Here is a 22,322-nt window from a genome sequence, read left to right as displayed (position 1 = left end):
ACTTTTAACATCCAATTATGATGCCTTTATAATTTTCAATTGTTTATTGATTTTCTGACCAACAAATACTTGAAGTATATAAATTCCCTTTCCAATATTACGTGTATCAAATTCAAATTCATTTCCGTTTAGGATATAGTCAACATTAATTCTCCTACCTGTTTCTACTTCTACAAAGATAAATTTGATAGTATCTAAATCTTCAATATTTAGACACCTTACTTTTATATTTCTTACGAATGGATTAGGGTAAGTTATAATATTTATTTTATCAAATTCAGAACTAAACACTTCTTGTAACCATGATTCTGACTTACCATCAAAATCAAACTGAGTTAATCTATAAGTAACCTTACCAGTTAATTTCAGATCATCAAACTGATAGTTTGTAACAGTATTAGAATTTCCTTGCCCATCAATTTTTTTGATTAATTCAAAATTTCTACCATCAATAGACCTTTCAATTGTGAAATAATCATTATTTATTTCTTGAGCAGTTTCCCATTCTAATTCTACAAAGTTAACAGTACTATTTACTTTAAAATAAGCTAATTCGACCGGTAAATCAATTAACAAACAATTCCCTTCTGGGCTAATTAGATTCTTTTTGAAAGAAGCTAATTTTGAATTAGTTGTAAAACCACCTTCATATTTACTTTGAGAAACACCTCCATAAGTACCAAAAATTAAATGTTTTTTAGCAGATGAATATATCTCATTTTTTACTTTTGGGTTACCAGATTTATCTTTTGCAAGAACAATTTTATTTCTTCCCTTAGTTAAATCCCTATCTAATTGCTGAAAATTTGTACCACTAAAAGCTGTTTTATCTATAATGTCTCCATCTATAGCACAATCATATTCTACTGTTTTTAATTTTGTATTTTGAGCAAATGCTTTGTCCTCTATTTTAGTCAACTTTGGTAACTTTTTAAGACTAATTCTTGTTAAATTATGCAATCCCGAAAATGCCATCTTTCCTATCATTTTAAGTTCACCTAAATCCTCCAAGATAACTTCTGATATCCCAAAATTACCCCTAAATGCATATTTTCTAATATCTTTAAGATGAATTGCATTACTAAAATCGATTTTTATAATTGATGTATTAAAAGTAGAATTAAATTTTCCTTTGAAAGCATTTTCGCCAATTACTTCAATTTTTTTAGACGACCCTGGTATTACTGCAGGCATTATTAATGGCTTTAAATTGGTTGTCAAGCTTTTCAACTCAAAATCTGTAATTGTTACTTTATCACCATTTAACTTAGCAATGATAAGATTACTGTTAATATGAACACCTTTAGATGTAACTGAAGATGGTAGCCAAATATCTTCATGAAATTTAGTTCCGCCTGCAATATCTTTACCAACAGTTTTTAAAGATGTATAGCTTGTCAAATCTACATTCGTTAAACTATTGCACTTCCAAAAAGCACTATCACCTATAAATTCAATACTAGGAGGAAATTTTGAGAAAATTGAAGATTTTAATATTTTATTACCATTAAATGCATTAGCTCCAATACTTTTTAAATGAGTGGCTTTACTCATATCCAACTCTTTTAAATTGATGTTATTTGTAGTTTTTTTTTTAGTACGTGTATCTATATATTGATTGGTCATAAAAGCTTTATCACCTATTGCTACAATTTTTTTAGAAGATGTTGGAATCAATTCTGGAATTATTAATTTTCCACTTTTATCTCCAATAACATGTTTCGCTCCAGTAGCATAGCCTATAATTGTAGCTTCTTCATCATTATTTTTTAGTGAAACCCAAAAAGTTTGGTAGTGATTGAATTTCGATAAATAATCTGCTTGGTCAAGAGTAGAAGGTAACCAAATTGAATTCAAATTATCACCAGAAAACATAGCTTTTCCAATAAAAGATAGTTTCTTTAATCCTGATAAATCAATATCAATCAAACCTGTTTCTTGAAATACATTCGCTTTTATTTCTTCAATATTAGGCGGAAAAATAACTTTAGTTAATTGTTTATTTTTTTGGAATACTCCTGAGCCAAATCTTTTTATGTGTATAGCTTTACCCATATCAACACTCTCTAAATTTTTCCCGTTGAAAACATTACTTGAAATTGCTTCAATTTTTTTAGAAGAAGTAGGGATTACGGCAGGAATTATAATTTTAAAATTAGGATTTAAACTTCTAAACTCAAAACCTGTAATTTTCACTTTATCTCCATTTAATTCAGCAACTATAAGGTTACTATGTATATGAACACCTTTAGATTTAACTGAACTTGGTAGCCAAATATCTTCATAAAGATTAGTTCCTCCAGCAATATCTTTACCAACAGTTTTTAAAGATTTATAGCTTGTCAAATCTACATTCGTTAAACTATTGCACTTCCAAAAAGCACTATCACCTATAGATTCAATTTTAGGAGGGAATTTTGAGAAAATTGAAGATTTTAAATTAATATTACCGTTAAATGCATTAGCGCCAATACTTTTTAAATAAATAGCATTACTCATATCCAACTCTTTCAAATTGATTATGTTCATTAAATTTCGAAATCTTTCAGGTTGTGTTGATATACTTTTATAATCTTTAGTCATAAAAGCTTTTTCTCCTATTGCTACAATTTTCTTCTTAGAAGTAGGTATTAGGGCAGGAATATTAATCTTTAAATAATTACTCTTTTTATGTTGTCTTCCTTTATAATAATTTGTAATTGTAGCTTCATTTTTTGCATTAAGTGAAACACTAAAAGTTTGAATATTATTATCGAGTTTTGCATAAACAGGTAAATCTACTGTATTCGGTAGCCAAATGGCATTTATTATAGTATCATTAAACACCATATTTCCAATGAGTCTTAAATTCTTTGCACTAGTTAAATCTACATCGGTCAAACCCGTATTATTAAATGCATTAGCATATAATTCTTCTAAACTTGAAGAAAAAAGAGCTTGCTTTAAGTTTAAATTTTTACTGAATGCACCAATTTGGATACTTTTTAAATGAATAGCTTTACTCATATCAACACTCTCTAAATTTTTGTTTTTGAAAGCATTATCTCCAATCTGAATCACATTCTTTGCTTTTATACTTTTAGGTATTACCAATTTCTTAGGTACTTTACCAGTATAACCTACTATTTCAACTCCACCGGTTACAGATTTTGTAATAAATTGTGCATACGATAAATTAGTTAAAGCTATAATTAATATAGCTATTATTAGGATAGAATTGTAGTATTTTTTCATATTTGTAATACGTATTTAGGTCTTTATATTATTCATGATATTGTAATAATTATTATCTTTTGGGCCGAATTATAAGTTGCTTATGGATAAAGTTTCTGATTATCATTCATTAATGTAATCAAGCTTGAAAAGCTGAGCAGTTTGTAATTTTTTTTATATAGAGTTTTCATCTTTATAGTAAAATGTTAAGTAGATATTTTAAATACCTACATAAATGACAATCGTCCTTTTTTAGTAGTCAGTTTGATTAAGCTTTATTAATTGATCTTATAATTACTTTAATTTAAATAACGTAATGTAAAACGTTATAAACTCCCGAATTTTCTTAAAACAAAAAGAGGAACACCGTAGAACGATGCCCCTTCTGAATTTACTTTTTTAATTGAGATACGAATTACCCAAAACCAAGTTTAAAATAAATTTAACTTTAGGGTTTACATTCGCTTGAAATGTAATTAGTAATTAAGAATGCTTTTTGTCTCTTCTTGAATGTTATGGATAACACCAAGTTGAAACGGAATGTTGGCGGGCGCCATATTTCTATAACGCCCTAAGATTACTCTATTCTATTATTCGATAATTAATTTTTTCGATGTTGATAAGTTATCTCCAATTAATTGAATGATATACAAACCTTTATCTACTGCTAATTCTGATTTAGAAATTGTAATAGATTGTTGATCTGTTATTGACGAAGTGAATACTACTTTTCCACTTAAATCAATAATATTTACTTTACCATTAATAGTTTGGCCAAAATTGATCATTAATAGTCCCATTGTATATGGGTTAGGGTAAATACTAATTTCTTGTTCTAATGCAACATAGTTATCTAACTTTCTTGCCGATGAACCCACTTCTTCCCATGTAAATACTTCAGCACCATTAGCTGATGAAGCATCTGCATTTAAAGCATTTGAAGAAGATGTATTTACTGACCAATAATTACCATTAATTTTTGATTTAACAATTATACCATTTCCACTTAATTCAATGGTATATTTCTGTCTTTCAAAAACACCAGATGCTCCACATTTTACTGCGTTATTTGAAGCAGTAGTTACATATTTACTAGTTGCTACAGATTGTAATCCTAAATAACCATTACCGTCTACAACTCTAAATTGTTCTTTTGTACTTACAGAAGATTGCGTTCCTTGTAAAGCTGTACCAGAACCAGTATTTACTGTTACATAATTACCTGCATTTGTTATTAAAGAGATTACCTGACCAACTTCTGGTAATGTTCCATTTCCTCCACCAGTAGATGTTGAATTAACTGTAATTGTACAAACTGCTTGTTTTGCTCCATCTGCAGTAGTAACACGTACTGATGTTGTACCTTCTGATAATGCTGTAACTAAACCATTGTTGTTTACAGAAGCAATAGTATTATTTACTACACTCCAAGTAACGGCTTTGTTTGTTGCATTAGACGGTAATACAGTTGCAGATAATGATTGAGTATCTCCTTCATTTAAAGTGATTGATGATGAATTAATAGTAACGCCAGTTACTGCAATATCAGTTGGCCCTTCATTACCTCCATTATCTTCACCATCTACTTCTACCAAAGTAAAGTTATCACAATAGGCTTGTCCTTGAGACCAGAACCAAATACGGTAGGTTTCTTCAGTAGCACCTGTTGTTATTGTAATTTCACCTTTAGAATATGTAGTAGACGCAAATTCGTAGTTTTGAATAAACTCATTAGTAGATGCTTTGTTCACACCCATAAATGCTTTAGTTCCTGAGGCTCCTACTTTTGAATAACTAGAAATAGTATACGATGTATTCGCTTTTAATGTAACGATTTGTGCAATACTTGCATTATCAATAGTTCCTGCTTTAGAACCATCTTGTGCATTATTATTTACAACAGAAGCAACACCATAACTTGCATCCCAGTTTGTAAGATCTCCAGTTTCAAAACTTGGGTTACCAATAACACCCACTCCTAAACTTGGAGGTGGAGGGGTTACCTCATCTGATTTTAACCAAACACGTACATAATCTACATACATTGTTGTTGGCATTCCAGAAAGTTTTGCTGCAGCTTGAGGATCCGTTTCTGGATTAACAGCATTATTTCTGTTATCATAAAACTTAACAAAAGGCTTTCTAAGTCCTAAAGACAAAGTTACGTTCATTGGTCTATGCCAGAAAGTATTTGGCTTTCTTCCTCTTTCTACTCCATCTACATACCAAATAATCTCTTCTTCGTTTACTTCACAACCATAAACATGGTAGTCTTCTGTAGGGTCCCATGGTGCTCTCCATTTATTTAATTGTGCTTCTGGATATGCTTTAGGACGTCTCCAAACACCTTGTCCATTTTCTTTTACGACAGCATGAAGGTTTAAATCCATATCTTGGATATCATCTTGGTGCCCTTCATACCAATCAAATTGTTGCAATTCTACAACATCAATTTCGCTGTAAACAGTTTTACCTTCTCCTACAGAATAGTCAAAGTTACTGTACAACCAGAAAGATGGACAAACACCTTCACCAATATCAGCTCCTTTAATTTTTGCTTCAAAATAACCGTAAGTAAAAGTGTTGTACGTTTTTAAAATACCAGATTTAAAAAACGTATTACCATCATTTGCATTGTTAGCATTTTGGCGCATTGTAAGTTCTGCAACACCATTATTGATAACTACATTGTTAGCATTGTCCCATTTCCATGCTGTTGTGTTTGGTAAGTTGCCCGTACGAATCCATTTTGCCCAATCTGGAGTGGAGCTATTAAATTCATCAGAAGCATTCCATTTAATTGACCATTGGTCAGAAGCATTTTCAGTTTTTAGAGGTTGCTGAGCTGCTGCCGATCCTATGATCAACAAACTCATAATCCCTGTTACGAGGTGTTTTAGAAAGTTAGTTCTAAAATGTTGTCTTGGTGATTTCATACTTTATTTAATTATAGTTGGTTTATTTAAAAGATCTAGCTGATCGATCTTTTCTGCAAAGAGAAATAATATCTGGTTGTTTAATTTTCTTATTTTAATTGATTTTTCCCCTTTGATAAAATGTATATACATACAGGTTTATCATTTCCTCATTTAATAATAATTTGATTAAAATACCCATTTACTTTTACTCCTATGCATACTGCAAATTACTGCTCAATGGGAGTCAATTATTCCTCTAAATTACCTCACAATAAGACTAATTTATCAAAAGTATTTCATACACTTATATCAACTAAAAAGGGATTGGATTTATTCATATACGATAAAAAAAGGTACTACATTCCAATGATTTAATCATTTTCTTGTAGTACCAATTTTATATACTTAGCGCCTGCTGGTTAAATTAAAAAACTTTACCTTGCCACGTGATAAGCTTGATTTAGTTAAGTTGTTAAGGTCTTGGATTCCATCTAGACACTACAATATTATCTATGTAGAATGTAAGATTTTCAGAACCAGTTTGTGCAACTTTAATTCCCATATGGAAAGGAGCATTACCTGGATCTACTGTTACTACATCTGTTAATTTTCTCCATTCTCCTTCTACCGTTCCACCAAGTGGGTGTGCTTGTTCTGCACCACCTGCGCCCCACATTACATGCATTCTCATATTAGAGAAGAATTGGTTTGGTACGGTTGGATCTGTTACACCTCCATTACTTTCAACAAAGACATCGAAAGAAATTTGTAATTTATTCGATCCTTCTGCCTCGTATTGGAATTTTTGGAATTCTCCTAAAATTGTTGGTTCAATAATAGAAGCATTACCCCAAGGTCCAGCACCGTTGTAAGCATTTACAGATATTTTTAAACTTGTAGCACCATCAGTAGCTTTGTCTGTAGTCTTAGTAAGTGTGTTTGTAAAATCACCACCTAACCAGCCCGTACGACCTGCAACCCATGTTACTGCACTGTTTTCCATGCTGTAATCAAATTCTTCTTCTTCCAATAAATTTATCTCTTTTATTGATAGATCTTCATCAGTAAATGGAGTAACTAATGCCGCATCCTGAGTTGCTAACTTAGTACCTATGTAGGATACAGTAACCATATCATCACTGTAAATCATATCATCTACTAATTTAATGACTACATTACTTAAATCTTGTGGATTTAACTGTGCAGATTCAATTTCTGGAATAACACTAGCCCCTCCACCTGTTGTCATTTTTACAACAAAATCTTCTTTAAATAAAGTAGCAGCATCTAAACCTCTAGAGAATACTAAAATTGTATTTCTGTCTAAATCGTTTGTAACAGCATCTAGTGTAACTGGCTCATCAGAACGTACACACTTTACAAATTGAGTAACTAAAACAGTATCTGTACTGAATGGAGATGGTCTTGTAAAAGTTGGCGCAATGCTATACACTTTATCAAGCGTTACAAACTTCATATCAAAAGTACTGTTTGCTACATCTTCTGCTAATAATTGAGCTCCATCAAAGAAACCAGCTATTACAGACGGTCCACCTTCAGCTGTGTATTTAAACCTTAATACACTACCAAATGGTATTTCTGTTGGTGTTTCAGCTGATAAAGGAATTTCATCACCCACTTCACCAGTACCTGATAAAAGGTTAGCCATTAAGGCTGTAATTTCTACCTGTGGCAATACTGTTACTGTAATTGTAGTATCAATAATATTAGTACCACGGTTAATTGTTTCTGTACCTACGTAAGCTTCTCCATTAAACTCTTGATGTAATTTTACATCCCAAGTACCTACTTTATTAAAGAAACCTCTTACTTGTCGTTCTAAAGGATTACCTTCTACAACCACAGAACTATCTTCTGGAAAAATCCATTCTCTAGTTGAAATACCTTGAGATACATCTGCAAAGTCAATATGCTGACCAATGTTGATTGTATTCTCGTTACTTTCCTGAGACACCTTAATTATACTATGATTAGGTGTAATTAACTCAGGAACATTCATTTCTGTTCCACAAGCACCAAAGACAAAAAGTGCAATGGCAAATATGTAACTATATTTACTTAGTCTCGATTGCATAATCAAAATCGTTTAATTTTATAAAGCTTCGTTTGCTTGAATTTCTGCGGCTGGAATTGGGAAATAATCGTGTTTCTCAGCTACATAAAAACTATAGTTGTTTACAAAGTCTGGGCGTATTCTTGCCTGAATGTAAAGTGGAGCTTTGTTAGGATCTGGACCTCTATCAATTCTTACTACTTCATCTTCATGGTGCTTTGTAAAAACACTTTGTACAATCCCCCATCTTACAAGATCTCTCCATCTAGAGTTTTCGAAAGCCAATTCTGTTGGTCTTTCTACCATTCTAAGGTGAGTTCTAACGTTATCTACAGTAGCAGATACTTCTGGGCGTGTTCCGTATAGGTCCTTACTTACATGCAACTGAGGAATTGTTCCATTTGTTGCAATATAATCTTGTAAAGTAACTACGCCTGCACGTGTTCTCACTTTATCAATATATTCTATTGCAGTAGTAATATCACCTTTACCTTCTAATACCGCTTCTGCATACATTAAGTACACATCAGATAAACGGAATTGCTTGTAATTAATAGACGATCTCCATTCAGGATCTTCTAAATCTTGGTGGTACCAATTAGAGTACTTTTTAATGTAACTACTTTCACCAAATGCCCATCTTCTACCTACTTCTGCTTTTAATTCTGCAGTTGTTTTATTGTAGTATAAACCTTCCGCATCAATACCAGCTAAAGTTGCAGTATATCTAGAAGAATGTGCTGTAGAGTTTGCAACAGAATCTGCTGTCATTAACTCGTGCATAAAATACGTTGGCATAATCATTTGCCACCCCCTAAAGAGTAAGGCCCGTATGTTCTAGACATACCTGAAGATTCACCACCAGAGTTGTTCGGGTCATCATCTGTCATGTCTGCATTTGCAGTACCAGGATTGATAGAACCATCGTAAGGAACTTCAAAAATAGACTCTGAGTTAAAAGCAATATCACCTCTAAAGTTATCCATAAAGTTAGGCACTAAAGTATACAGACCTGAGTCTATTACTTTTTTAAATTCTGCTGCTGCTAAATCCCATTCTTGGTTATATAGATATGTTTTACCAAGTAAAGTGATTGCTGCTCCACGAGCTACACGTCCTAATTGTTGACTTTCCAATAAGATTGGAAGGTGCTCTATCGCATATTCTAAATCAGGTAATATTACTTGCTCCTGCACATCTTGTTGTGTAGATAACCCAATATTATGATTCGTAGCTTTTGAATCTAATTTAATTACTGCCTGACCATAAGTATGTATCAAATTAAAGTAATAGAAAGCTCTTAAAAATTTTGCCTGAGCAACAATTTCAATTTTTCTTTCCTCCGATAATGCTTCCATGGTAGGAATATTATCAATCACTTGGTTGGCTCTAAAAATACCAGAATATAACTCCGCCCATGTACCTAAAACAGCATGTTCATTATCTGCTGTAGTAAATTCAGTAAAACTAAAATGGCGTGTCCAATCGTTTGTACCAACGATATCACTTTTTGCCATTTCATAAGTAAGGTTACCCCCACTAATACACGGATATTGTAATGCAGCATATACCGTTGTTAAAGCAGCTTCTGCATCTCCTTCCGTTTTCCAAAATGTATCTTCTGTAATCGCATTTGGATTAACCTCAGTTAAAAAATCGTCTGGATTACACCCCGACATTAGTAAGCTTCCTGCCGCCAATGTCGTTGCTATTATTTTATTAAAAGTATTCATGTTATAAATTCTTTCTCTTAATTAGAAACTAATTTGCGCACCCACCAAGAATTGTCTTGTAACAGGGTAATTTCCACGGTCAACACCTCTTAAAGATAGTCCGTCTCCACCAACTTCAGGATCATAACCTGTGTAGTTTGTGAAAGTGAATGGATTAACAGATGATACATAAAGTCTAGCTCTAGTAATTCCTGTTTTCTCGCCTATTAGTTTACCAAAATTATAACCTAATGTCATTGTTCTAATACGGAAGTAAGTACCATCTTCTACCCATAAATCTGAGTATGATCTTACGTTTTCTGATTGTCTATCTAAAGAGATTGGCGTATTAGAAGCTGAGTTTTGTGGACTCCACATACCTACTAATTCAGTATGTCTACCTTCTGCGTAAGCATATAATCTTGATCCGTTAATAATTTCAGCACCATGAGAATAGTAACCTTGGATATAGAAATCAAATCCTTTGTATTCGAAGTTACCAGAAATACCCGCTTCAAAATCTGGAAGACCAGAACCCGCATATTGTCTATCGTTATCATCAATTACACCATCTTGGTTGTAATCAACATATCTAACATCTCCTAAACGAGCGTTTGGATTTATTGCATCTTGATAAGCAACTAACTCTTCTTCTGTTTTAATAATTCCATCTGTTTTTACTAAGAAGAAAGAAGCCGCTTCATGTCCTACAGCCATAAATGTTGTATTATCCATCCAGTTGTGCGTTAATGATGGTCTACCACCTGCATAACCTCTTTCAATACCATTTAAGTTTGTAATCTCGTTTTGGTTTTTAGTAAACGTTGCACCAATACTATAACTAAAGTCAGACTTTGTTTTATGATTATAGTTTAATGAAAGTTCAATACCTCTGTTCACCATGTTACCCGCATTTACCGTATACGTTCTGTACTGTACTAACTCTGCTTGTCTACGTGTTACGTTTGCACCTGCAGATAATGGTAATTGCTGTCCAAGGATCATGTCTTGCTTGTCATTCTCATAAATATCAGCAGTAAACTGAATCTTGTTTTCAAAGAAAGCTAAGTCAATACCAATGTTTTTAGCAATACTTGTTTCCCATGATAAATCTGGGTTAGCAAACCTTCTTTGTGTTAAACCTGGTGTTAAAGTTCCAGAAGCCCCATATAAATAGTTTACACCACTTTCAATAACTGGAATAGATACGTAAGGGTTACCTCCAACTCTATTGTTACCTAATTGAGCATAACTTCCTCTAATTTTAAAGCCATTCATAAAACCTACATTCCAGAATTCTTCTTGGTCAATATTCCAACCTAAAGAAACACCTGGGAATACTTCGTATCTGTTATTAGCAGAGAACTGCGAAGTACCGTCACGTCTTAATGATACTGATAGTAAATACTTACTCTTATAGTTGTATTGTAATCTACCCATCATACCAACAAGAGCATTCACGTTTCTACCACCTGTTGGGTTACTCGTTTCTGCTGCAGCACCTAACACCTGAATATCATTGTTACCATTAGTAGCATGTGCTACACCAATTCCAGAATATTCATTTACAAATTGCTCCATTGAATAGGTAGCAGTAACATTTAAGTTATGGTCTCCAAAAGACTTGCTGTAGTTTAATACATTCTCTAAAGTAAATCTGTTGTTCCAAACATAACCTTCATCTAAACGAGCTTGAGGTCTAGATGAACCAGGACTGTAGTTTCCAGCTGCATCATATACTATGTATTTAGGCTGAAATTGCTTACGCTTAGAATTGTAGATGTTACTACCTGCTCTTAATTGATAAGTAAATCCTTTAAAGAATTCATAAGAAGCATTAAACGCTAAGTTCAATCTGTTAATGTTTTCCTCATCAGTATTAGATAAAATACCTGATAGGTAACTATATGTAATTTCGTTCTGATCTGGCACCTGAATAATATCTCCGTTTGTTGGAAGATCTTGAATTGGTGTACTCCAAGGTTTCTGACGAATTGCATTTTCATAAATTGCCCAAGGTTCTCTCTGACGAGTTTCGTTTTGGAAACCAACAGATGCGAACATCTTAAATTTATCTTTATTTATACTACCCGTTAAACGTGTAGCCATACGCTCATAACCAGAATTAATAATTACACCTTCTTGGTTAAAGTAGTTTACGTTTGCATTTACTTGTAAACCTCCCTTTCCAGAAGAAACATTTAATTCGTAATTCTGAATTGGTGCATTATCATTTTGAATACCACCAACAAAATCGGTATTATTTTCTAATGCTCTTGGATTTACTGCTAAAACAGAAGAAGGAATACCTCTTGCTTCAGATCTTACTTCATCGTAGTAAAACTGTTGGTGCGTATCCATTAATTCAGTACCAGAAGTAATGTTCTGTACACCACCCCAAGCTGTAAAATCAACTTTTACTCTTCCTGGATCACCTGTTTTTGTTGTAATAAGAATTACACCATTAGATGCTCTTACACCATAAATAGCCGCAGAAGCACCATCTTTTAAGATATCGATAGTTTTAATCTGGCTCGGTGCAATATTTGGATTACCTTGGTAAGGAATACCATCTACTACATACAACGGTTCTCTTGACCCTGCCAAAGAACCAACACCTCTAATTTGAATGTTTGCAGGCTCACCTGGAGCACCACTTGCTGCTTGAACGTTCACACCTGCAACTTGTCCTTGAAGTGCATTTGCTAAATCTGCAGAAGGAGTTCTACTAATCGTTTCTGATGTTACATTATTTACAGCACCAGTAACTTCTTTTCTTTTCTGTTCACCATAACCAATTACAACAATCTCATCAAGTAGTTCTAAGTCGGGTTTTAAATCAACATTAATATTAGTTTGTTTATTAACAACCTTTTCCACTACAATATAACCAACATAGTTATAGACTAGTGTTACATCATCAGGAACATTAATAGAGTACACACCATTGATATCTGTAACAGTACCATTAGTAGTTCCTTTAACAAAAACGTTTACACCTGGAAGAGGTTCTCCCTCCCCTGTGATAGTACCTTTTATGACTCTCTCTTGGGCAAAAGCTAACCCCGAGTATATCATTAGTATTGATACTAAAACTAGTTTCTTAAGCTTTGTACGCTGCAAAAAATTTAGTCTTTTCATAAATTGAATTTTAAAAAACAAGGAATAACTACTGTAGAGAGCTTAGAATAGTTTGTTTTGAGTGTAGTTATTCTTTGTGAGATTAAACAATCATAGTTTCTACCGTAACCATGTATTACAATATTATGCATCTAAAGGCTCGATTTATGTGTAATAATTACCCTTTAGTTGCACTCAATTATCTTATGTTGTTTGTGGGGTTAATTTTAGTGTAGTTTGAGGTATTTTTCACTTACAATCAATGCCTTAATCTTTAATTTGATGATAAAATTTAATAGCTATTGTGTTGATGAAATTGAAATGTATTTTTGTAAAAAACTAGTATCAATTTAGAAGCTTATGATTAAAATTATAAAATTTACAGTCTTAGTAGTAGTACTAATTTCTTGTCAGAGTAACCAGAACAAAGTAGTTTCAAAAGGTGAAAAATACGTCGTGTCAAATAACCTACTTCAATTTTTTATTAACTACGCCTGGAACGATTCTATTGGAACATTTTATTCTGAAATTGATAACGAAGGAAAAATAGTTTCTGATAAGGTATACACCGTTGCAAGTAGTCGATTAATTTATGGTTTAGCATATGCATCTCAAACAAATCAAGACTACTTAGAGAAAGCAACAAGAACCTTTCAATTTCAAAAAAATCATTTGATAGGAACTAATAAGCAAGGCTATTATTCGTTGTCTTTTGCAAAAGAACCAACGCCTACATCTTTTGATGTTTGGCAACAAGCATATGGACTTTGTGGCGTATCAGAGTTATATAGAATTACTAAAAACATAGACTTATTGCCTACAATACATGATCTACACAAGGGGTTTATTCGTAAATTTAGAGACCCTAATCATAAAGGTTTTTGGGGTGAATTTAAAAACGGACAAGGCGTTACTGGTTCAAAATCTTTACAGTCTTTGTTGTACCCATTGACTGCCTATATGATCAACCTTTGGAATGCAGATACCGTGCACAAAACTAACTATGAACATCAATTGGCTGAAAATATAGCTTTATTGTATCAGCATGCTTGGAATGAAGAAACTTCTTGGGCAAATGTCAAATTTAATGATGATTGGACAGTACAAAAAACAGAAGAAAATAAATGTGCTTTTACTGTAACACCTGGCCATAATTTCCAATTGGCAGCATTACTTTTAAGAACTGCTTCTTTTGATTTTATATCTAAAGAAAACAAGACAAAATATGAAGCATTAGGCAAACATATAATAGATATCACTCTGCAAAAAAAGATCTTTCATTTGAATGATATTAGCAATGGTTTCTATTCTGAAGTTAATCCAAATACAAACAAAATTATTGATACTAGAAAAACGTGGTGGCAACATGCTGAGGCTATTATTGCTTTATCGTTATATAAAGAAAAGTATACAAGAGAACAAGAAGATTTAGAAGAATTTTTCTACACTACTTTTACTGACCGTATAGTTGGTGGTGAATATTTTTATGTAACAGAAAATGATAAACCAATTACTACAGAACTTAAAGGTAGCATTGGTAAATCTACTTACCACACTATAGAAATGTTACGTTTTATAGAACATAAATAATACGTTTAATCTATCATTTTGTGAAGTTCTATAGTTGTTTAAATCATAAAAAAGGAGGCATTTAATATACCTCCTTTTTTTGAATCATTACTGTAACTATCAACCAGTATTAAAATTCTTTTTGCTGATTTTCAGTACTAGGTCCAATACTAAATGCAAAAGAATAATTTCCAGATTTAAGTCTGTATTGCGGCAATGTATAAGATAAAGTACCACCTAAACCTGTTTGCATTAAATCTATATTTAAAGTATAAAAATTTTCTTCTTTAAGATCATAAGGATGGTCTGCATTGTCTATGTTTTTTGCAGTATATGGCCAAATTGAAAAATTGAATTTAGGCATTCCATTTACTTGAATACCTTTTTGTTTCTTGTTCTCTAATTTTAACCAAGAAACATCTGTTCTATTTCCATTTTCTTGAGGGTAAACATAATTGTAGAACATTTGCTTTGTTTCAAATTTATATTCATCCATTTCAACTGCCCTTTTTCTATCACTATAAGATTCAAAAGGACCATTTCCAAAATAGGATGTATTGACAAGTTTTTTACTAATTCCCATTGTTGCACCAAAACGAATCATATCACTTAACTCTTCTGAAGCAAATAATTCCATTTTCACATCAATTACTTTATTTGTATTTATGCTATAATAAGTAATTAATTTGATTGCATTAGGAAATAATTTTGTCACTTTAATCTTACATAAATCTGAAGATTTTTTGTCTATTTCAACATTAATACTCGTTGCTTTATCCTCTAAACCCTTCCATACTTTTCTAGAGCCAACCATCATTTTATTACTCTGCCCTCTTTTATCATTATCTATAGAAGGTCTGCTAAAATTAGCTTTTAATGGTGATAAGATATGCTCTTCTCCGTTTAGTTTATAAGAAATTAATCTACCAGATTCTTTAGAAATTGAAGCAGATAATCCTTCACCTGTAATATTTATTGCATGTGTTGCTTCGTTTAAAGTAAGTTTCACATTTTCTAAATTGGTTATTTTATTTACCTCCTTACTATGTTCTTTTAATAGTAATTGTGTTTTTGCAACCTCATATCCAGCCTCAACCCAAAAATTTGTATTTTTTTGATGAAAGCTTAAGCGTAGATAATAATCTGAGGTTGGTATAAAATCAATTTTCCCATAAGGAATTTTTACTACTTTAGAAGTTCTCGCAGGAATAGTAAATGCTTCTAAATTTCCTTTTTTAATAACTTTTCCATTTGCAGAAAGTTCCCATTTAAGCGTATACTGATTTAAGTTTGTTTCGATTAATCTATTTAAAATTGAAACGGTCCCTTCTTCTGAATTTACTAAATTAAATTCTGCCGGTTGATTCACAAATTTAGCTTCGAATGCATGAGGATGTGGTTTTAAATCTGCTGTAAATAAACCATTGATACAGAAATTAGAATCGTTTGGTTTATCACCAAAATCACCACCGTAAGCAAAAAACTTTTCACCATCAGGTCCAACTTTTTCAATTCCTTGGTCTCTAAAATCCCAAATAAATCCCCCGATAAGATTTGGACGTGCTCTAATTTCATCCCAAAACTCACCTAAACCACCTACAGAATTACCCATAGCATGCATATATTCACACATTATCACAGGTCGGGTAATGTGTTTACTTGTCCCTAAATTTACTAATTGATCTAAATTTGGATACATTCTACTTACTACATCCACCCAAGCCTTATCGTTTGGATTTGCCATAGCATCCCAATTTTGAGAGGAATAACCAACGTTATCTCCTTCAATATAAGCAGGGTCTAAAGGATCTCCTTGAGCACCTTCGTAATGTACAAATCTTGTTGGATCAAAATCTTTTACCCAAGCTGCTGCTGCTGCAAACGCTGGTCCTGTTCCAGATTCGTTACCTAATGACCAAGAAATAACACAGGGTGCATTTTTATCTCTTTCTACCATTCTATACACCCTGCTCATAATTGGAGCAGACCAAGAAGGTTGAAAAGGAATATAACTTCCTAAATGATGACATTCTATATTGGCTTCATCCATAATATACAATCCATATTTATTGCATAATTCTAAGAAATAGGGATCATTTGGATAATGTGAGGTTCTTACTGCATTAAAGTTAAAACGTTTTATCATTTTCACTTCTTCTTCAATATCTTCTCTGGTAATACCTTTACCTCTTAAATGATGGTGGTCGTGTCTGTTCACTCCCATTAGTAGTGTTTCTTTACCATTAATTAGCAGTGCATTTTCTTCACTAAATGTCACTGTTCTAAACCCAATTTTTTGAGACCTAGATTCAATTACTTTATTATTCGCATCTACAACAGATAAAACGAGAGTATATAAATTAGGTGTTTCTGCTGTCCATTTTTTTGGTGTTTTGATTTCAGCTTCAAGTAATGCAAATTTAGGGACATCTCTTGGCGGATGTCTATGGTTGTACACTTTAAGTAGGTTCACCTTCATTTCTTGCTCTAAAACAGGTGTATTATTTTCATCAAATAACATACCTGTTAAAGACATATGTTGTAGTTCATTTGGGTTATCTTTTACCCATAATTTAGGACTGATTTCTAATTTTGCATCTTTGTATTCTGCGTCTAGTTTTGTCTTCACGTAAAAGTCTTGTAATGCAATTTTTGGTTGAGCCAATACCATTACCTCTCTATGGATTCCTGATAACCTCCACATATCTTGATCTTCCAAATAACTTCCATCAGAATATCTATAGACTTGTACGGCAACTTTATTTTTCCCTTTTACTACATAATTGGTAATGTCAAATTCTGCAGCAAGTCTAGACCCTTGACTATACCCAACTTTCTTACCATTTACCCAAATGTAAAATGCAGAAGATACACCCCCAAAATGGATAATGATAGACTCCTCTTTCCATTCTGAAGGCAATGTAAATTCTTTAATGTAGCTCCCAACTGGGTTGTCCCTTTGTATTGTTGGAGGTAACGGAGGTTGTGGACCTTTCCAATCATATTTTAAATTGGGATCTAAAATATTTGGTGTAAAAGGATAGGTAATATTGGTATAAATTGGTTGACCGTACCCTTTCATTTCCCAACTAGAAGGCACTTCTATATCCTCCCATTTATTACTATTAAAATCGGATTTATAAAAATCTTCAGACTTTAACGCTGCTTTGTCTACATAACTAAACTTCCACTTTCCATTAAGCGATAACATTTTTGAATGTACCCTATCTCCTTTTAGAGCATCTACTTTAGAAGTAAAAGAATAACTTGGCACCCTAGATGCTAGTTTATTCACCTCAAAAACACGCTCGTTTTCCCAATCATTTTGTTGGGCATATAATGTCAGAGACATTAAAAAAGTGGCTAATGTTATATAAATTCTAAGCATTTGTAATTTGTGTTAGTATAGTTTATTAATTTATTTCTTTAAAAATCGACACACATACTCTTCATCATTCTGAACTACCTTTATAAAATAAAGTCCTTTAGAAAGTGAACTTACATTTATTGAGGTACTCATTTTAGTTGTTGTTTGTATTTTGATTTTACATATCACATCATAAATGAATAACTCATACTCCCCATTAATTCCTTTTACAGAAAGTTCGTTTTCTACAGGATTAGGGCTAATAAAAATGTTTTCTCTAAATCTATCTAAAGCAGTCACCTCATCAACAATTTCAATATTTTTGATTTCCTCAACTAGTGTTGCTTTTTCGCCACCGTTTTTTGTTGTTTCAAAACTCGCTTCAATAGCATAATAGTTACCCGTTGGTAAGGTTGCCGTAGTGCTTAAAGAAGATATATCAAATACTGCTTCTGCATTACCAACAGTTTTACCAATTATAGAATTATCAGTAACTATTATCTCGTTAATAACATCTCCATCAGCAGCTTTTTCTAACAAACGTACCGTTAATTTTTCTTTAGCAAGAAACCCACTTCCTGCATCTATTTTGCATTCAAAAGTGAGTAATTCATTCTTGCCAAACTTCTTAGTTGTATAATCTTCAGTAGTTGCATTTACTTGTGGCTGGGCTTCCCAAACACGTACATAATCACAAAACATTTCCGTAGGGAACCCTTCTTGAGTTGTTTCTTCTGGTACTGGTAAACGTACTCCATTGACATATTTTACAAACGGAGTTCTTAACCCCATAGAAACCGTAACATACATTGGTAAATGCCAATACAAGTTTTCTTTACGGCCTCTTTCCACTCCATCTACATACCAAAAAATAGAATCTACTCTGTTTAAAACTCCGTAGGTGTGGTATTCATCTCTTGGGTCAAAATCAGCATACCACTTGTTTTGTGCAATATCTTTAGAAGAGTGAGGTCTTATTTGAACGAGTTGCCCATCTTCTCTAGCAACACCATGTAAGTTCATGTCAATTGCTTCTGGACCTTCCCAATCTTTTGTTTCAGAACTCCACTCTCTTTGTGTTAACTCTACCACATCAATTTCAGCATATTTTGCTTGTCCATCTTCTGTTGGATCTGGCGCATTTATACTGTACATCCAAAAAGCTGGACTTGCACCAGGAAAGCGATCACAACCTTTAATTTTGGCTTCGTAGTAACCATACGTCATAGGTTGTGCATTTCTAATAATGCCAGATTTATAGTACAATTCTTCGTTTTGTCCGTAGTTTGTATTACGTCTATGCGTTTCCTGAATCATTTTAATCTTTAATGTTCCATCGTCTACATAAGCCAATTCTGGCTCCCACGACCAAACACCCCAATCATCAGGATCATTTGTCCATTTTTGAAGATCAAGATTTTCAAATTCATCAGAGAAGCCTTCTTGAAGTTCCCATACTTTATCTTCGTGAGCAGCAGGTAGTACTTGAGCTATTGCTGTAAAAAAGAAGCTATTAAATAGTATAGTAGAAAAAAATGTTTTGTAAATGTTCATAGTTAATATCTTAATTACTGATTGTAGTACTTCTTGTATATTTGTCAGTAAGTTTGTTAAAAAGTAAATATTGTTGTTGTCTTATTTGTTGTATTATATTGCCATACGGTACTCTTTAGGAGTTTTACCAATAATTTGCTTAAACTGCTTATTAAAATTGGTGATAGAATTAAAACCAACTTCATAGCATACATCAGATATCTGGTAATTCTCTTGTATTAATAATCGACTTGCATTTTTTATACGTACTTCGTTTAAATATTGTCTAAAAGATTTTTTTGTTGATTTCTTAAAAAACCTACAAAAAGAATTTGTTGTTAAACAAGCAATGTCAGCTATTTCTTGGAGGTCGATATCTTTATCATAATGGTCTGACACATAAGACAACACTCTATCAATCCTTTCAGAATTGCAGTTTTTGTTTTGTCTCATATCAGAGGTTGATAATATTTCTTTTCCTTCCATTTCAGATAACTTATTTAAAAGCCCCAAAAGTTTAATTACCTGCTCTGCCTGAGATAATTTGACTAAATTTTCAAATTCTTCTTTCAGCTGCAAACTTTTCGCTTTCGGAAAACACACTCCAAATCTTGATAATTCAAGTAGGTGACTGATGTTATTAAAAACAGGTCTATCAAAAGTTCCCTTACCGATAAAATCACCTTCAAACTTTACCACAATTATATTTACATCATCAGTGCTTAATAACACTTCATCTTTCCAGAGATGTGGTAAATTGGGACCTACTAATACTAAATCACCAGATTCGAATGGAGAAACGTTATCTCCGACAAATCGTACACCCTGACTTTTTGCTATATAAATCAGTTCGTATTGGTGGTGGTAATGCCATGTAGCATCCTGGCACCCCAAAGTTCTTTTCGTAATTTCAATCTTTCTATTTACTTGACTGTCGGAATTTTTAAAAACTAATTTCATCCTCTTAGTGTTAGTGTGGGAGTGTTCTAAAGCTATTAGAACAACAGTAATTCATTTCAAGTAGGTAAGTAATTCTTTGTTGTTTTAAAGATGTATACTGCTCTTTATATTACTAGAAGCACTTACTTTTAAAAAATCACCCTCTCGCTTTAGTTATAAATTAATAGTTCGCGTATTTGAGAGTTTTCCTACTGTAAATTTCACACTTATTAAGAGTCTGTACGCCTTTTTACGTCTCAAAAAAGTATTTTTCCGTGTCAATATCTTTCTCAGTACCTCAAAAAATGTTGTTTAATTGTTGAGTTACATTGATGATACGGAAAAGTACATCGTTTTTTAGTAGAATTGGTGACTCTAAGTAATTTAAATGTATACATGAGAACAGACCTAAATCATATAGTGCTATTATATTAGAATAATACAATTTACATACTAATAACTTGTGAAATCATTTGTATTTATGAGAACCATATCAATTCTTATACTTGTAAACTATCATCACCGTTATTATGGTTTTCTAAGGTGATTTTTTAAAATAAGAGTAGGTAGTTTTGGCTTTCCATTTTAAAGTAGACTAATTTACTTTTTGATCTTACAGTCTATCTAGCACACATCTTCAACTTCAATATTAAATTTAGTAATGAAACCGTCTAAATACATTCTTCCTATAATTGTCATTTCTCAGTTTTTTTGCACGTCGCTTTGGTTTGCAGGAAATGGGGTAATGTATGATTTGATGATAAACTTTAATCTTAAAGAAAATGCTCTAGGCTACCTTACTTCTAGTGTTCAGTTTGGATTTATAGGAGGTACATTAGTTTTTGCAGTATTATCTATTTCAGACCGCTTCTCTCCTTCTAAAGTCTTTTTTATCTGCGCTTTATTTGGTGCTCTATTTAATGTATGTACAATTTTAAAGGTTAATACCTATGCTAGTATTCTTGGCTTTAGATTTCTAACAGGTTTTTTTCTAGCAGGTATTTATCCCGTAGGAATGAAAATAGCTGCAGATTATTATGAAAAAGGATTAGGGAAATCGTTAAGTTTTTTAGTAGGTGCATTAGTAATTGGTACTGCTTTTCCACATTTACTTAAAGATATAAAGGGAGCACTACCTTGGGAGTTTGTATTAATTAGCACTTCTGTTTTAGCTGTTATTGGTGGGTTACTCATGTTCTTTTTAGTACCTGATGGACCTTATAGAAAACCTAGTGCTAATGTAGATTTAAAAGCGATACCAAATGTATTTAAGAAGCCACAATTTAGAACTGCAGCCTTTGGATATTTTGGGCACATGTGGGAATTGTATACTTTTTGGGCTTTTGTTCCTTATATGCTTCAAACCTATAAAAATATACATCAAGAAGCGAGTTATACTATTCCGCTAGTATCGTTTATAATTATAGGTAGTGGTAGTATAGGTTGTATAATTGGAGGATACCTTGCAAATAAAATCAGTGTAAAAAAAGTAGCCACATTAGCATTACTATGCTCTTGTATTTGTTGCCTTCTATCTCCTTTACTATTCTTGATAAACTCAGAGGTCCTCTTTATTACATTCCTCCTTTTCTGGGGAATGGTTGTTATTGCAGACTCACCACTTTTTTCTACTTTGGTAGCACAAAATGCTCCTTCAGCATTAAAAGGTACTGCACTTACTATAGTTAACTCAATTGGCTTTTTACTTACCATTTTCAGTATTCAATTAGTAGACCAACTCAGGTTATTATTTAATACACCTAGCCTATTTGTTACTCTTGCAATTGGGCCAATAATTGGTTTACTATTTTTAATGAGGAAAAGTAATTCTACTATAGAAAATACACAATAGAATTAATCATATGATGATATACATA

General features: G+C 32.6%; 11 protein-coding genes. 2 read left to right on the top strand and 9 right to left on the bottom strand.

Translation table 11 applies throughout. The annotated features are described in order from the left end of the window. Nucleotides 1-15: 15 nt before the first annotated feature. The 6 genes from EI427_RS23880 to EI427_RS23855 all read right to left on the bottom strand — a co-directional run bounded on the left by EI427_RS23880 (nt 16) and on the right by EI427_RS23855 (nt 13,058). Complete coding sequence (locus tag EI427_RS23880) at nt 16-3,234, bottom strand: leucine-rich repeat protein (protein WP_126619798.1); 3,219 nt, start codon at nt 3,232-3,234, stop codon at nt 16-18. 569 nt (nt 3,235-3,803) lie between these two features. After that, complete coding sequence (locus tag EI427_RS23875) at nt 3,804-6,149, bottom strand: Ig-like domain-containing protein (protein WP_126619796.1); 2,346 nt, start codon at nt 6,147-6,149, stop codon at nt 3,804-3,806. Between the two features lie 454 nt (nt 6,150-6,603). Then, on the bottom strand, nt 6,604-8,226 hold the full coding sequence (locus EI427_RS23870) for a hypothetical protein (protein WP_126619794.1): 1,623 nt from the start codon (nt 8,224-8,226) through the stop codon (nt 6,604-6,606). A gap of 18 nt (nt 8,227-8,244) precedes the next feature. Continuing rightward, complete coding sequence (locus EI427_RS23865) at nt 8,245-9,003, bottom strand: RagB/SusD family nutrient uptake outer membrane protein (RefSeq protein ID WP_170178600.1); 759 nt, start codon at nt 9,001-9,003, stop codon at nt 8,245-8,247. 2 nt (nt 9,004-9,005) lie between these two features. Next, entirely contained in the window at nt 9,006-9,938 is a 933-nt protein-coding gene (locus EI427_RS23860) for a RagB/SusD family nutrient uptake outer membrane protein (protein WP_126619790.1), read from the bottom strand. Between the two features lie 21 nt (nt 9,939-9,959). Then, nucleotides 9,960-13,058 (bottom strand): SusC/RagA family TonB-linked outer membrane protein, encoded by a 3,099-nt coding sequence (locus tag EI427_RS23855; protein WP_126619788.1) that lies wholly within the window; start codon nt 13,056-13,058, stop codon nt 9,960-9,962. 339 nt (nt 13,059-13,397) lie between these two features. Here EI427_RS23855 and EI427_RS23850 point away from each other — a divergent pair, with 339 nt between their 5' ends. Beyond that, a complete protein-coding gene (locus EI427_RS23850; protein WP_126619786.1) occupies nt 13,398-14,627 on the top strand; it encodes an AGE family epimerase/isomerase in 1,230 nt (409 codons plus the stop codon). 109 nt (nt 14,628-14,736) lie between these two features. Here the strand turns inward: EI427_RS23850 and EI427_RS23845 are convergent, their stop codons facing one another. From EI427_RS23845 to EI427_RS23835, 3 genes are all read right to left on the bottom strand, one after another. Continuing rightward, nucleotides 14,737-17,994, bottom strand: coding sequence for a glycoside hydrolase family 2 TIM barrel-domain containing protein (locus tag EI427_RS23845; RefSeq protein ID WP_126619784.1), 3,258 nt, complete (start codon nt 17,992-17,994; stop codon nt 14,737-14,739). Between the two features lie 30 nt (nt 17,995-18,024). Further along, the gene (locus tag EI427_RS23840) at nt 18,025-19,527 is read right to left on the bottom strand and encodes a family 16 glycosylhydrolase (protein ID WP_126619782.1); all 1,503 of its coding nucleotides are present in this window, start codon (nt 19,525-19,527) and stop codon (nt 18,025-18,027) included. Nucleotides 19,528-19,620: 93 nt separating this feature from the next. Then, entirely contained in the window at nt 19,621-20,466 is an 846-nt protein-coding gene (locus EI427_RS23835) for an AraC family transcriptional regulator (protein WP_126619780.1), read from the bottom strand. 640 nt (nt 20,467-21,106) lie between these two features. Here EI427_RS23835 and EI427_RS23830 point away from each other — a divergent pair. Continuing rightward, the gene (locus EI427_RS23830; RefSeq protein ID WP_126619778.1) at nt 21,107-22,297 is read left to right on the top strand and encodes an MFS transporter; all 1,191 of its coding nucleotides are present in this window, start codon (nt 21,107-21,109) and stop codon (nt 22,295-22,297) included. The last annotated feature ends 25 nt before the right edge of the window (nt 22,298-22,322 follow it).

The organism is Flammeovirga pectinis (genome assembly GCF_003970675.1).
In the GTDB taxonomy this organism is placed as follows: Bacteria; Bacteroidota; Bacteroidia; order Cytophagales; family Flammeovirgaceae; genus Flammeovirga; species Flammeovirga pectinis.
The sequence above is the reverse complement of the archived record's forward strand: the minus strand, read 5'-3'. Positions and strand labels throughout refer to the sequence as shown.

Bases quoted from the DNA above. Each gene is read 5' to 3' on its own strand.
- EI427_RS23880 (WP_126619798.1), bottom strand. From the start codon at position 3,234: ATGAAAAAATACTACAATTCTATCCTAATAATAGCTATATTAATTATA.
- EI427_RS23875 (WP_126619796.1), bottom strand. From the start codon at position 6,149: ATGAAATCACCAAGACAACATTTTAGAACTAACTTTCTAAAACACCTC.
- EI427_RS23870 (WP_126619794.1), bottom strand. From the start codon at position 8,226: ATGCAATCGAGACTAAGTAAATATAGTTACATATTTGCCATTGCACTT.
- EI427_RS23865 (WP_170178600.1), bottom strand. From the start codon at position 9,003: ATGCCAACGTATTTTATGCACGAGTTAATGACAGCAGATTCTGTTGCA.
- EI427_RS23860 (WP_126619790.1), bottom strand. From the start codon at position 9,938: ATGAATACTTTTAATAAAATAATAGCAACGACATTGGCGGCAGGAAGC.
- EI427_RS23855 (WP_126619788.1), bottom strand. From the start codon at position 13,058: ATGAAAAGACTAAATTTTTTGCAGCGTACAAAGCTTAAGAAACTAGTT.
- EI427_RS23850 (WP_126619786.1), top strand. From the start codon at position 13,398: ATGATTAAAATTATAAAATTTACAGTCTTAGTAGTAGTACTAATTTCT.
- EI427_RS23845 (WP_126619784.1), bottom strand. From the start codon at position 17,994: ATGCTTAGAATTTATATAACATTAGCCACTTTTTTAATGTCTCTGACA.
- EI427_RS23840 (WP_126619782.1), bottom strand. From the start codon at position 19,527: ATGAACATTTACAAAACATTTTTTTCTACTATACTATTTAATAGCTTC.
- EI427_RS23835 (WP_126619780.1), bottom strand. From the start codon at position 20,466: ATGAAATTAGTTTTTAAAAATTCCGACAGTCAAGTAAATAGAAAGATT.
- EI427_RS23830 (WP_126619778.1), top strand. From the start codon at position 21,107: ATGAAACCGTCTAAATACATTCTTCCTATAATTGTCATTTCTCAGTTT.